This is a genomic window from Peristeroidobacter soli, assembly GCF_004138485.1.
Classification (GTDB): domain Bacteria; phylum Pseudomonadota; class Gammaproteobacteria; order Steroidobacterales; family Steroidobacteraceae; genus Steroidobacter; species Steroidobacter soli.
The window spans coordinates 272,998-286,264 of the sequence record NZ_RYEV01000004.1 but is presented as its reverse complement, the minus strand read 5'-3'; the positions used below and the strand labels follow the sequence as shown (position 1 = coordinate 286,264).

Here is a 13,267-nt window from a genome sequence, read left to right as displayed (position 1 = left end):
TCGTTGGCGGTGCTGAACGTGGCGGGAACGACGACGCAGCTGTCATCAATTTAGCGTTGCCGCGCGCGGATGGGCGGTTCAGAATGCGCCGCCTTTTTACCGATACGGAATGCTCATGACTGACGCCGCTGCCGCGCCCGCCGCGCCTTTGCCGATGTTTTATAAGAACCCCGTACCGCTGGAGCCGGCGCGCCATGGGCAGGCCGGGCTGAAGCGGGAGGTCGAGTTCCGTTTCGCCGCCGGCACCAATGCCATCCCGTTGACCGCGTCGGAGATGCCGCACGCCGCTCGCACGTATCCCATCGTGTTTTCGGTGAACGCGCCGATCGTGCCGTTTGCCGTGGTGGGCCTGCGCGATGGCGAGAACCTGTTCGTGAATTCCGAAGGTGCGTGGCGGGATGACAGCTACATCCCGGCATACGTGCGTCGCTATCCGTTCATTTTTTCCGAGGTGCCGGAGTCGCAGCGCCTGGTGTTGTGCATCGATGAGGGGGCGTCGAACTTCGAAGCCAACTCGGGGCAGCCGCTGTTCACCGATGGCAAGCCGAGCGAAGCTCTGCAGCGCGCTCTGCAATTCAACGAAACGTTCCAGGCGCACTACATGGACACGCGCCGCTTCGGTGAGTGGCTGGATCAGAACAACATGCTCGAAGACCGTATGGCCCGCGCCGATCTCGGCGGCGGCCAGACGTTCACGCTGCGTGGCTTCAAGCTGCTGAACCCGGATCGCGCTCGCGCGCTGGAGGATGCGCAGGTGCTCGAGCTGCACAAGAAGGGCTGGCTGCCGCTGCTGCATTTCCATCTGCAGTCGTTGCAGAACTGGGGCCTGCTCGGTCACCTGACTCGCCAGCGCGGCAATACCCAGCCGTCATAATCCTCGATTCCCCTCGAGTTTCGCGCGGTCGAGTCATCGACCGCGCGGAATGACCGTCACGATTTCATCGGAAGCGCCCGCCTGCGACGAGCGTCTCAGGCAAAAGGTTGCGGCTTGGCTAGCATCGGCCGGTTTGCGACAGCTAATGGGTAGGCAATGGGCGCGCTGACTGAAGAACAAGCCAAGTCGTACATCGTCAAGCTATTGACGGCCATGAGCCAGGCGGGCGGCTCGGACCTGTTCGTCTCCCGGGACTTTCCGCCCTCGATGAAGCTGCAGGGCGCGATGAAGCCCATGACCAACCAGAAGCTCACGGGGGAGGTCACGCGGGCGCTGGCGCACTCGCTCATGAACGAGAAACAGCGCGAGGAGTTCGAGCGCGACCTGGAATGTAACTTCGCGATCTCGATTGCCAACGTGGCGCGCTTTCGCGTCAACGTGTTCGTGCAGCAGCAGAACGTCGGCATGGTGATCCGGACCATCGCCAACGACATTCCGGATCTGGCCAAGCTCGGTCTGCCCGAGACCCTCAAGGACATCATCATGACCAAGCGCGGTCTGGTGCTGGTCGTGGGCGCGACCGGCTCGGGCAAGTCGACGTCGCTGGCGGCGATGATCGATCATCGCAATCGTACCTCGCCGGGTCACATCGTCACGGTGGAGGATCCGGTCGAGTTTGTGCATCAATCGAAACAATCCTTGATCACCCACCGCGAAGTGGGCATCGACACGCACTCCTGGCACAACGCGCTCAAGAACACGCTGCGTCAGGCGCCCGACGTGATTCTGATCGGCGAAATTCGCGATACCGAGACCATGGAGCACGCCATCACGTTCGCGGAGACCGGCCATCTGTGTCTGGGCACGCTGCATTCGAACAGCGCCAACCAGACGCTCGATCGCATCATCAATTTCTTTTCCGAAGATCGGCGCAAGCAGTTGTTGATGGATCTGTCGAGCAACCTGCGCGCCATCATTTCACAACGCCTGGTGCGCACCGCGGACGGCAAGGGCCGGCGCGCGGCCGTCGAGATCCTGCTGAACACGCCCATCATTTCGGACAAGCTGCTGAAGGGCGAGTTTCACGAGATCAAGGCCATCATGGGCAAATCTCAGGAGCTGGGCATGCGCACCTTCGATGCGTCGTTGTTCGAGCTCTATAACGAAGGCGTGATTTCCTTCGACGAAGCCATTCGCAACGCCGACTCCGCCAATGAGCTGCGCTTGAACATCAAGCTCAACGGCCGGGCGCAAACGGGCGACACCTTGTCGCTGGCGGCCGAGCCGGCCAAGAAGGACGACGCCGAGGCGGCTTAGAATCTTCATGGCGGAACCCGCGTATGCGAAGCGCGTTCCACTAAGACATGAAGACGGTCACCGGTACCCTGATCACAGCCAAAGAAGTCGACAGCGCCGAGCGCATCAAGCGGCTGCGTGCGCTCGCCTGGCTGATGGACAACTCCATTGCGCTGCCTGGCGGATTTCGTATCGGCCTCGATGCCATCATCGGACTGGTGCCGGGGCTCGGCGACGCGTTCGGCGCATTGATTTCGGCGTACATCATCAATGAAGCCCGCTCGATGGGCGCGCCACGCAGTGTGCTGCTGCGAATGATGAGCAACGTGATGTTCGACACCGTCCTCGGCGCGGTGCCATTCGCGGGCGATCTGTTCGACGCGGCCTACAAATCCAACACCCGCAATCTCGCGCTGCTCGCCCGGTATCAGCTGGATCCCGTGGGCAGCCGGCGGGGCAGTCGCTGGTTCGTCGCGGGGTTCTTTCTGCTGCTGGGCTTGATGGTGCTGCTGTTGATCGCGATTCCGGTGCTGGTCGTGTACGGCCTCGTGCAGCTGTTCTGAGCCTCAGACCAGGCGCACGTCGACTCCTTGCGCCCGGATCGCGTCGATGCAGGCCGCATCCGCGCCGGTATCGGTGATCAACACGTCCATTTGATCCACCGGTGCGATGACCGACAGATTCCGTCGCAACAACTTGGATGAATCCGTGACCGCGACGACGCGCTGTGAGATCCGGATCATCTGCGCGTTCAGCTGAGCTTCGAGGACGTACGGCGTCATCAGCCCGATCTGCGGATCGAGGCTGTCCACGCCGAGGAACAGCACATCGGCATGCAGCGTGCTGAGCGCCTGCTCGGCCTGCGGGCCCGACAAAGAAAACGATTTCTGACGCAGCACGCCGCCCGGGATGATCACGTTCACGTGCGAGGAGTTCGCGAGCAACACCGCGATGTTCAACGCGTTCGTGATCACATTGATGGATGCGAGCTTCAAGGTGCGAATCTGCTTTGCGATCTCGGCGGTGGTGGTGCCGGAATCGAGGATCACCGTCTCGCCATCCTGAATCAGCTCGGCCGCGGCAGCTGCGATCCGCACTTTCTCCGCCCGGTGCAATGTCTGTTTGACGTTGATCGGCAGCTCATCGCTGTCGCCCCGGGGCAGGGCGCCGCCGTGGGTGCGAACCACGACTCCCATCTGTTCGAGCGCCGTCAGGTCCGTGCGAATGGTCACGGCGGAGACGCCGAAGCTGTCCGCGAGCTGAGCCACCGACCCTTGCGTGTTCGTCTCGATGAGCGAGCGAATGCGACGCCGGCGCTCCTCCATCGACAGGGCGCTGGTGCCTGCGCGGGCAGTCTTGTTGGGCTTGGTCATGGTTGCGATAGGCAGGTATGGAGCTTTCGTTTTGCCGATGGCCGAAAGCATAACCCATTAATTCTTACGGTCCAACCTAAAACGAAAGCAAACGAAAGTTTCTTGTGCTTTCGAATATCGTCACATAGGATGAGCGCTGGCCCAAAGAAGGATGTGGTGGTTCCATGTCTCACACTTATAAAGCGGTCTCGCTCGCCCTGATCGGCGTCACGCTCGGCGCCGCGGCGCTGGCTCAAGACACCGCCTCGGATCCTCTCGAAGAAATCGTGGTGACGGGAACGCGCGCCGCGCTCGCCGAATCCCGCAACAAGAAACGCGAGGCGCCGATCGTGCAGGACTCGATCGTCGCCGAAGACCTGGGGCGTTTTCCGGACGACAATGTCGCCGACTCGCTATCTCACATCACCGGCATCACGCTGCAACGAACGCGCGGTGGCGAAGGCCAGTACGTCAACATACGAGGTCTGGGCCCCGAGTTCAGCATCGTCACCTTGAACAATCGCATCCTCGCGACCGATGGCGACGGTCGTGAGTTCGCCTTCGACGTGTTGCCCTCGGAAGTCATCGCGGGCGCGGACGTGTTCAAGTCCGCCAATGCCGTCAATCTCGAAGGCAGCATCGGCGGTGCGATCAATCTGAGCACGGCGCGGCCGCTCGATCGGCCCGGCCTGCGCACTTCCTTGTCGGTGGAAGGCGATTACAACGATCTGTCCGAGAAGTCCGGTTACAAATTCAGCGGCGTGTTCAGCGATACGTTTGCCGAAGATCGCATGGGCGTGATGCTCACGGCGGTGTATCAGGACACCGAAGTGCGCTCCGACGCCGTGCACGAATACTTCATCACGGCCGACTCCCCGGGCGAGTTCGACGCCAACGGCGACGGGGAAATCTCCGACTCGGAAAGCGATCTGCTCGGCCTGTGCTGTACCAGCTTCGGCGCGCGCATCCAGCAAAAGAAGCGCAGCGGCGTCACGGCGGTGTGGCAATGGCAGGTCAACGACAGTTTTCAGATGACGGTGGACGGCATGTTCACGCGCCTGGATGCGCCGACGGTCGGCTATCACCAGTCCTACTATGTCGAGGATTCCATTCTCGATGAGGACACGGGCCTGCATCGCTGGAGCAATGTGAGCATTCGGGATCACTGGGTCACGGGCATGAGCATCGATCAGCTGGTGCCCGAGATTTCCACGATCACCGAGTATCGTGTCGTCGACACCACGCAGTTCGGCTGGAATGCCGGCTGGCAGACCACGGACCGCCTCAAATTCAATTTCGATGCCTATCGTTCCAAGGCCGTGCGTGACTCCGGCGGCAAGGACACCTGGATGGTGTCGGGCATCGGCGGCCATCACACCGGACGCGTGGACATGCGCAGCGGCGGTCTGCCGAATATCAGCGTGACGCTGGAGGACGGGCGCGACCTTGCGACGGCGCTGCAGAGCGGGGCGTTGGGCGATGCCGATTACGGCCTGCATTACATCGGTTTGTCCGGTACCGATGTGACTGATGAAGTCACGGGCCTGTCCATTGCCGGTGAGCTGAAGCTGGAGTTCGGCGCGCTTCAGACGCTGCAGTTCGGCGCTGCCAGCACTGATCGTAACAAGGTTCGCAACACCATCGAGAACGATACGAATGGTGGCTCGTGCCAGTACTGCAACATGTACGGCACCACCTTCGCGAGCCTCGGCGAGCAGGTGATTCGGCCAATGTCGCTGCCGAATTTCATGCGCAACGCCGGCGGCAGCTATCCGCGCCGCTTCGCATCGATCTCAGCAAGCTCGTATCTGAATGCGATCCGTGCACTCGATGGCCAGCCCGTCCTCGATGAGCACGGCGATCCGACCGGCGCGGTGTTCGACTCGTCGCTGACGGCGCCGGCGTTCAATCCGGTGCAGTCCTACGACGTGGATGAGAAAACCACGGCGCTGTATCTGAATGCGAACTTCCGCGGCGATGCCTGGTTCGCGAGTGCCGGCGTGCGCTGGGTCTCGACCGATACGACGGCCCGGACCGCCGTCAACAGAATCGTGTTCGTCGACGATCCCACTCCAGAGATTCCGACCTCCAGCCCCGATGTCACGTATAGCGAGGCCGAGCCGCTGAAACAGAAGGGCAGCTACGACAAATTCCTGCCGGCACTGAACGTCGGTTACTGGCTGCGCGACGATGTGCTGCTGCGTCTCGCCGCTGCCCAGGTAATGGCGCGTCCGTCGCTCAACCAGCTCGCACCGACGCGCATCGACAATACGCTCGATCGCAATTACTTCGTGGTGTACGACGGCAATGCCAATCTGGAACCGGTGGAAGCCGATCAGCTCGACGTGTCGGCCGAGTGGTACTTCGCCAGCAAATCCATCCTGAGCGGCGCGGTGTTCTGGAAGAACATCAAGAACTTCATCACCACCGAACTGCAGGAGAACGTCGATATCGGCGTGGTCGGCAACATCGGCGAGGCGGGCGAGGCGCCGGTGCTGTACGACGTGAGCCGCCCGATCAATGGCGACAAAGCCAAAGTGCTCGGCGTGGAGCTGGGGATGCAGCACTTCTTCGACAACGGCTTCGGCGTGCGCGCCAACTACACATACACCGACACGAAAGCCTACGTCGGCGGCGTGCACGTCGGTCCGCTGGAAAACGTATCCAAGTCCGCCTACTCCGTCGCAGTGCTGTACGAAAACGATCGTTGGGACGCACAGCTCGCCGCCGATTACAGCGGCGAATATACCGCGGTGAGCGATTCGGTCGCCGACATGTCGACCAAGGCGCAGCCCATCACCTGGGTGACCGCTTCGGTGGCCTACAAGATCACCGACGCATTGAGCGTCTCGCTGGAAGGGCGCAATCTGCTGGATGAGTACAACCTCGTCTATCTCGGCGGACGCAGCGACATGCTGGCCGGCTTCGAGACCTGGGGACGATCGTATCTGTTGGGCGCGAGCGCGAAATTCTAACCAAGGAAGCTTTGTGGCCGATCGAAAACGACATTGCCGCGGGTTGCAGGGGCTGATCGCGATCGTCGCGCTGGCATTCGCCTCGACGCTGTCGGCGGCGCAGCCGGCGCCCCGGAGCAACGGGCTGGCGCTGACGCCGCCGGTGGGCTGGAGCAGTTGGAACAACTTCGGCGATGACATCGACGAACAGATCGTCATCGAGTCCATCGACGCGATGATCGCCAACGGGATGCGCGATGCGGGCTACGTGTTCGTCAATCTCGATGACGGCTGGCAGCGCTACAAGGGCGCCCGTCGGGATCATCCGCTCGAATACGATCCGAAGAAGTTCCCGCGCGGCATCAGCTATCTGGCCGACTATGCCCATCAGCGTGGCATGAAGCTCGGCATCTACTCCGGGCCCGGGCAGACGACCTGCGCCGGATACACGGGCAGCGAAGGGCACGAAGCCGAGGACGCGAAGATGTTCGCGAGCTGGGGCGTCGATCATCTGAAGTACGACAGCTGCTGCTCGCATCGCGAAGCGCCCAAGGAAGAGCTGCAGAAGATCTTCCGGACCATGTCGAATGCGCTGATGTCACAGCAGCGCGGCATCGTGCTGCATGCGTGTCATTGTGGCTGGGGCGACATCTGGGAGTGGGCGGGCGCGCTCGGTATCAATCACTGGCGCATCGGTCAGGACATCTCCGATGACTTCAACTATCCGGGCAATCGCGAGCAGTATTATTTCGACGTGCTCGATCAGCTGGATCGCGGTGTGGGCCTGGAGAAATATTCCGGTCCGGGCCATTGGAACGACTACGACATGCTCATCGTCGGGCTCGACGGCAAGAGCAAGCAGCTGGTCGGCACCGGTGCCTCCAACATCGAGTACCGCACGCACTTCAGCCTGTGGGCCATGGTGTCCTCGCCCATGCTGGTGGGCGCCGACGTTCGCAAGCTCGATCCCTATTCGCTCCAGACGCTGACCAACAAGGAGATCATCGCGCTCAATCAGGACCCCGCCGGCGACGTGGCTCGCAAGGTGCGCGATGACGGTGATCTCGAAGTGTTCGCCAGAGAGCTGGCGGACGGCAGTCACGCGGTCCTGTTGCTCAATCGAGGCGCAGCGACGGCGACGATGACTTTCAGTCCGCGTGCGGATCTGCAGGTGCCCATGGATACCTACAGCATCCGCGACCTGTGGCAGCACCGCGATCTTGGCACGTACGACATTCCGTTTACGGCGGAAGTACAGAGCCATGAGGCACGCGTGTTCCGCATTCGTCAGCTGTCGACCAGTGCGAACGGCCGTTCCGTGAGCGACGCCGCCAGGCAAGAGTCCACGCGATGAAACCGTGGCTGCTCTACGCCCTGACCACGCTCGTCCTCTGGGGCGTGTGGGGCGCATTGGCGGGGCTGCCGAGCGAGAACGGCCTGCCCGAGACGCTGAACTACGTGGTGTGGTCGCTCACGATGATTCCGCCTGCCATTCTGGTGTTGAGCCGCAGTGGCCAACCGTTGCTCCGGGATCCACGCTCGGTGACGCTGGGCCTGGCCATTGGTCTGCTCGGCGCAGGCGGACAGCTGCTGTTGTTTCATGCGGTTCGCATCGGTCCGCCGTATCTGATCTTCCCGATCATCTCGCTGTCGCCGGCACTCACCATTGCCCTGTCGTTTGCACTCTTGCGCGAAAGAACGGGACTGCTCGGGCTGGTGGGCATCGTGCTCGCGTTGCTGTCGCTGCCGTTGTTCGACTATCGGGCGGACGGGGAGCCCACGGGCTATGGCAGCTGGTTTGCGATGGCGCTCGCCGTGCTCGCTGCGTGGGGCGTACAGGCGTATGTGATCAAGCTTGCGAACGCGACGATGGATGCCGCGAGCATCTTCTTCTACATGATGCTGAGCGGTTTGCTGTTGAGTCCGGTGGCGCTGGCCATGACGGATTTCTCACAGCCCATCAACTATTCCCTCGACGGCCCGGGCCTCGCCGCGGCGATTCAGGTCTTGAACGCGGTGGGCGCGCTCACGCTCGTGTTCGCATTCCGTTACGGCAAAGCCATCATCGTTTCTCCGCTGGTCAATGCCGGCGCGCCGTTGTTGACCGCGCTGCTGTCGTTGATGCTGGCGGGGGCGATCCCTGGCCCGTTCAAGATCGCAGGCATCGTGCTCGCGCTCACGGCCGCGCTGTTGCTGGCCGTGCAGCCGGAGGAGCCGGCGCAGCGATGAAGACCCTGCTCGACATCGTGGCTCGGCACAAGCGAGGAGAGCAGGCGGGCGTCTATTCCCTGTGCTCGGCGCATCCGCGGGTGATCGAGAGCGCCATGCGTGAGGCGAACGCCAGTGGCGCACCGCTGCTCATCGAGGCTACGTCGAATCAGGTGAATCAATTCGGCGGTTACACCGGCATGACGCCGGTGGACTTCCGTCGGTTCGTGCTCGACATCGCGCAGCAGGTCGGGTTTCGAGAAGAGAGGCTGTGGCTCGGCGGCGATCATCTGGGGCCGAATGCCTGGCGACACGAACCGGCGGACGTGGCGCTGGGGAAGTCCGCCGAGATGATCCGGCAATACGTCGCGGCCGGCTTTCGCAAGATTCATCTCGATTGCTCCATGGCGTGCAGCGGCGATCCGGAGCCGCTGCCGGAAGCCCTGATTGCCCGAAGGGCGGCGCGCTTGTGTGCGATTGCCGAGAACACGTGGCACGACGCGGGTGGTGAACCGCCGGTGTATGTGATCGGCACCGAGGTGCCCGTGCCGGGTGGTGCCACCGAATCGCTCGGCGAGTTGGAGGTGACGAGTCCAGCCGCAGCTCGCGCGACCATTCAAGCGCATCAAGTGGCGTTTGCGGACCTCGGGCTCGACGCCGCGTGGTCACGCGTCATCGCCCTGGTGGTCCAGCCGGGCGTCGAGTTCGATCATCATAAAGTGATCGACTATCGACCCGGCAAAGCGCAGGCCTTGAGTGCGTTCATTGCGGATGATCGGCAGTTCGTTTTCGAGGCGCATTCGACGGACTATCAGACCGCGCCGAATCTCGAAGCGCTGGTGCGCGATCATTTCGCGATTTTGAAAGTCGGGCCGGGCGCAACCTATGCCCTGCGCGAAACGCTGTGGGGGTTGGCGGCCATCGCGCATGAGTTGCCGGGCGGCGCCGCTCAGGAAGACCTGCGAGCGACCGCGATCGAAGCCATGCGCAACGATCCCCGGCATTGGCGCAGCTACTATCACGACGCCGAGCGCGAAACCCTCGATCTGCAATTCAGCCTGAGCGATCGCATCCGCTACTACTGGCCGAATCCCCGCGTGAAGCAGGCGTATGAATCGTTGCTCGCGCGATTGAGAGGCGTGGCTTTGCCGCTCACGCTGCTCAGTCAGTTCCTGCCTCATCAATACGAGGCAGTGCGTGCCGGCCGCTTGCAGGCCGAGGTCGACGCGCTGCTCAACGAAGGCATCGCACTGGCGCTGCGCCCTTACATGCGCGCCTGCGGTGTGCCCGGTTCTCAGGAGTAACAAGTCAATGGCGACTGATTTTCCCGGCGTGGGGCAGGCAGAGCTGCAAGCCCGCGGCGCCGAATGGACGGCTCGCGAGATCGCGCAGCAGCCGTCGGTGTGGTCGCAAGTGGAGCGGCTCGTCGCCGGGCAGCGCGCACCGCTCGATCGATTCCTGCAGCCGTTGCTGACGAAGCCTTCGCTGCGAATCGTGATGAGTGGCGCGGGCACCTCGTCGTTCATCGGTGATTGTCTCGTGCCGGTATTGACAGTCCGGCTGCAGCGACGAGTCGAGTCGATCGCCACGACGGATCTCGTCAGTGGTCCGCGTTTCCTTCTTCCAGGCGACGTGCCGACGCTACTCGTTTCTTTTGCCCGTTCCGGCAACAGTCCGGAGAGTGTTGCCGCGGTCGACTTCGCCGAACGTGCCGTGGCCGACGTGCATCATCTGATCATCACTTGCAATGCCGACGGAGCGCTGGCGAAACGGACCAGTGAACTGCGCAGCGCTCATCTGATCGTGCTGCCGGAGGCGACCAACGATCGAAGTTTCGCGATGACCTCCAGCTTCACCTCGATGCTGCTCACGGCCGCGCTCGCGTTCGGCGTCGTGAGGCCCGAGGCGGTTGCGTCCGTCGCCAGTGCCGCCGCCAAAGTGTTACAACAGGCTGCTCCGGTCGCGCAGCGCCTGGTGGCGCGCGAGTTTCAGCGAGTCGTCTATCTGGGCAGTAACGAGCTGCGAGGTCTGGCATCGGAGGCCGCGCTCAAGCTGCTGGAGCTGACCGATGGCAAGGTCGTGGCGCTGGCCGATTCGACGCTCGGGTTCCGCCATGGTCCGAAGACGGTGATCAACGACAGGACCCTCGTGGTCGTGATGGTTTCGAACGACCCGTACACGCGCGCTTATGATCTGGACCTGCTCGCCGAACTTCGACGCGATGCCCGCGCCGGCGCTATTCTGGCGCTCAGCGCCCGGCACGACGGCATGCCCGAAGGAGAGAACGTGGTTTACGACGCCCCGCGCGACAGCGGCGATTTCGAGCTGTCGTTCGTGCACATCCTGATGGCCCAGAGCTACGCCCTGTTGCAATCCCTGGCGCTCGGGCTGACGCCGGATCGTCCGAACGCGGCGGGCGTGGTGAATCGCGTCGTTCAAGGCGTGATCATTCATCCCTGGTCGGAGCAGCGCGAGCATGTTCCTCGGCGTTGACGGCGGCGGCACCAAGACCGCTTATGCGCTCATCGATGCGAGCGGTCGCATTCGTGCGCGACATGTGGGGCCGAGCATCAGCCATCTGGCCGAGGGTTTCGCAGGTGCCACAGAGCTGCTGATCGGCGGGATCGCCGCGACGCTGGAGAAAGCGGCCAGCTCGCCGGCCAAAGTGACTTATGCGTTCGTGGGGCTGCCAGCGTACGGTGAAGACAGTGCGACGACCGGCACGATGGACGCGATGCCCGCGTCGCTCCTCGATGCGAGTCGCTATCGATGCGGTAACGACACGGTGTGCAGTTGGGCAGGTTCCTTGGGCTGCCAGGACGGCATCAGTGTGATCGCAGGCACCGGATCCATCGCCTATGGCCAATATGCGGGCCGCGACGCTCGCGCGGGCGGGTGGGGCGAGCTGATCGGCGATGAGGGCTCCGCTTACTGGATCGCACGCGAAGGATTGAATCTGTTTTCTCGCATGAGCGATGGCCGGGCGCCGCGCGGACCGCTCCACGAACGGGTGCGCGAACGTTTCGGGCTCTCGATCGACCTCGACTTGTGTTCCCGCATCTACGGCGAGTCGGGCAGCGTGCGCAGCGTGTTTGCTCAGTTCGCGATCCTGGTGCACGAGGCGGCGCAGGCGGGCGATGCGCAGGCGAAGGCGATCTTCGATCGAGGTGCGCAGGAATTGGTCGAGTGCGTGGCGGCGGTGCGCCGCTCGCTATCGGTGCCCGACGGCGTCGTCATTCCGGTGTCGCACACTGGCGGCGTCTTCAACGGCACGAGCTTCTCACGCGACGCCTTCCGCCGGGCGCTCGAATCCGCGAGCGCCGGCTTCGAGTATCGCGTGCCGCTCTATGCGCCGGACATCGGGGCGGCGTTATATGCGGCCCAGCTCGCGGCACAGTCGCTCGATGAATCGGCGAAACAAACATTGAGGCAGCAATGCGCGGCCTAGCGTGGACGCTCGCGATGCTGCTCTCGAGCACGGCGCTCGCGCAGGCTGAGCAGCCGCCGTATCAGGATGCCGATTTCGTGAAGATCGAAAAGATCGACACGCATCTTCACTTGCACGGAACCCTGCCGACCTTCGTGGCACGCGCGGCTGCCGATAACTTCCGGCTGCTGACGATCAACGTCAACTACGGCGATTTCCCGCCACTGTCACAACAGCATCGCGACGCGCTGGCGTTACGAGCGTCGTATCCGGATCGCGTGGCGTTCGCAACCACCTTCGATGCGGCCGGCAGCGATCGGCCAGGATGGGCGCCAGGTGTCGAGCGACAGCTGATCGAAGCGCTCGATGCCGGGGCAGTCGCGGTTAAAGTCTGGAAGGACATCGGCATGCAGCAGCGTGACGCCGATGGTCGAGCGGTGATGATCGATGATCCGCGATTCACGCCGATCTTTCGCATGCTCGAAGCGCGCGGCACGGTCGTGCTCGGTCATCTGGGCGAGCCCCGCAACGCGTGGCTGCCGCTGGCCGAGATGACCGTCAATGGCGACCGCGAATATTTCAAGGAACATCCGCAGTATCACATGGCGATGCATGGCGAGTGGCCGTCCTATGAGCAGCAGATCGCTGCGCGCGATCGCATGCTCGACCGCCATCCGACGCTACGGTTCGTCGGTGTGCATCTGGCCTCGCTCGAGTGGAGCGTGGATCGCATCGCCGGGTTCTTGAATCGCTATCCCAATGCGTCCGTGGATCTCGCCGCACGCATGTCGCATCTGCAGGTGCAGGCGAGCACCGACCGGGAACGGGTGCGACGTTTCTTCATTCAGTTCCAGGATCGCATCCTGTACGCCACGGATATTGCCTGTCAGGGGCCGCAGGAGGACAGCGCATGCGCCGCTCAAGCGGACCAGGCGTGGCGAGACGATTGGCGTTTTCTCAGCAGCGCGGACACGTTGCACTCGGCTGAGTTTGCAGCGCCTTTTCAGGGCCTCGCGTTACCGCGAGACGTGATCGATAAAGTCTACAGTGGCAATGCCCGCCGCCTGTTTCCCAAGGCTTGGCCCTGACGGCCGCGCTCGCCTTACGGAACCAATCAGCCGTTCGCTGATGAACTGCCTCATCCGCTCGTTGCCGG

Annotated in this window: 11 protein-coding genes; 10 read left to right on the top strand and 1 reads right to left on the bottom strand. The window is 62.9% G+C overall.

Annotation, left to right across the window (positions count from 1 at the left end; all coding sequences use genetic code 11):
• Positions 1 to 115 precede the first annotated feature (115 nt).
• From EKO19_RS17005 to EKO19_RS16995, 3 genes are all read left to right on the top strand, one after another.
• Positions 116 to 874, top strand: coding sequence for a SapC family protein (locus tag EKO19_RS17005; protein ID WP_157995297.1), 759 nt, complete (start codon positions 116 to 118; stop codon positions 872 to 874).
• A gap of 156 nt (positions 875 to 1,030) precedes the next feature.
• Positions 1,031 to 2,191 carry a PilT/PilU family type 4a pilus ATPase gene (locus tag EKO19_RS17000; protein WP_129777654.1) on the top strand — a complete coding sequence of 387 codons (1,161 nt, stop codon included), beginning with the start codon at positions 1,031 to 1,033 and terminating at the stop codon, positions 2,189 to 2,191.
• A 47-nt stretch (positions 2,192 to 2,238) separates the two neighbouring features.
• A complete protein-coding gene (locus EKO19_RS16995; protein ID WP_129777653.1) occupies positions 2,239 to 2,733 on the top strand; it encodes a DUF4112 domain-containing protein in 495 nt (164 codons plus the stop codon).
• A gap of 3 nt (positions 2,734 to 2,736) precedes the next feature.
• On the opposite strand, the gene EKO19_RS16990 is transcribed toward EKO19_RS16995, so the two are convergent.
• Positions 2,737 to 3,543 (bottom strand): DeoR/GlpR family DNA-binding transcription regulator, encoded by an 807-nt coding sequence (locus EKO19_RS16990; protein WP_129777652.1) that lies wholly within the window; start codon positions 3,541 to 3,543, stop codon positions 2,737 to 2,739.
• Positions 3,544 to 3,707: 164 nt separating this feature from the next.
• Here EKO19_RS16990 and EKO19_RS16985 point away from each other — a divergent pair, with 164 nt between their 5' ends.
• From EKO19_RS16985 to EKO19_RS16955, 7 genes are read left to right on the top strand one after another with little or no spacing between them, the layout of a single operon-like run.
• A complete protein-coding gene (locus tag EKO19_RS16985; RefSeq protein ID WP_129777651.1) occupies positions 3,708 to 6,497 on the top strand; it encodes a TonB-dependent receptor in 2,790 nt (929 codons plus the stop codon).
• Between the two features lie 13 nt (positions 6,498 to 6,510).
• Positions 6,511 to 7,830, top strand: a complete 1,320-nt coding sequence (locus tag EKO19_RS16980) for a glycoside hydrolase family 27 protein (RefSeq protein ID WP_175597091.1) — start codon at positions 6,511 to 6,513, stop codon at positions 7,828 to 7,830.
• Positions 7,827 to 8,705, top strand: coding sequence for an EamA family transporter (locus tag EKO19_RS16975; RefSeq protein ID WP_129777649.1), 879 nt, complete (start codon positions 7,827 to 7,829; stop codon positions 8,703 to 8,705). Before EKO19_RS16980 ends, EKO19_RS16975 begins: the two co-directional genes overlap by 4 nt.
• Positions 8,702 to 9,988 carry a D-tagatose-bisphosphate aldolase, class II, non-catalytic subunit gene (locus EKO19_RS16970; protein ID WP_129777648.1) on the top strand — a complete coding sequence of 429 codons (1,287 nt, stop codon included), beginning with the start codon at positions 8,702 to 8,704 and terminating at the stop codon, positions 9,986 to 9,988. The genes EKO19_RS16975 and EKO19_RS16970 overlap by 4 nt, the downstream gene beginning before the upstream one ends.
• A 7-nt stretch (positions 9,989 to 9,995) precedes the next feature.
• Complete coding sequence (locus tag EKO19_RS16965) at positions 9,996 to 11,177, top strand: SIS domain-containing protein (RefSeq protein WP_129777647.1); 1,182 nt, start codon at positions 9,996 to 9,998, stop codon at positions 11,175 to 11,177.
• Complete coding sequence (locus EKO19_RS16960) at positions 11,161 to 12,132, top strand: N-acetylglucosamine kinase (RefSeq protein WP_129777646.1); 972 nt, start codon at positions 11,161 to 11,163, stop codon at positions 12,130 to 12,132. The genes EKO19_RS16965 and EKO19_RS16960 overlap by 17 nt, the downstream gene beginning before the upstream one ends.
• A complete protein-coding gene (locus tag EKO19_RS16955) occupies positions 12,120 to 13,199 on the top strand; it encodes an amidohydrolase family protein (RefSeq protein WP_129777645.1) in 1,080 nt (359 codons plus the stop codon). Before EKO19_RS16960 ends, EKO19_RS16955 begins: the two co-directional genes overlap by 13 nt.
• Positions 13,200 to 13,267: the final 68 nt, after the last annotated feature.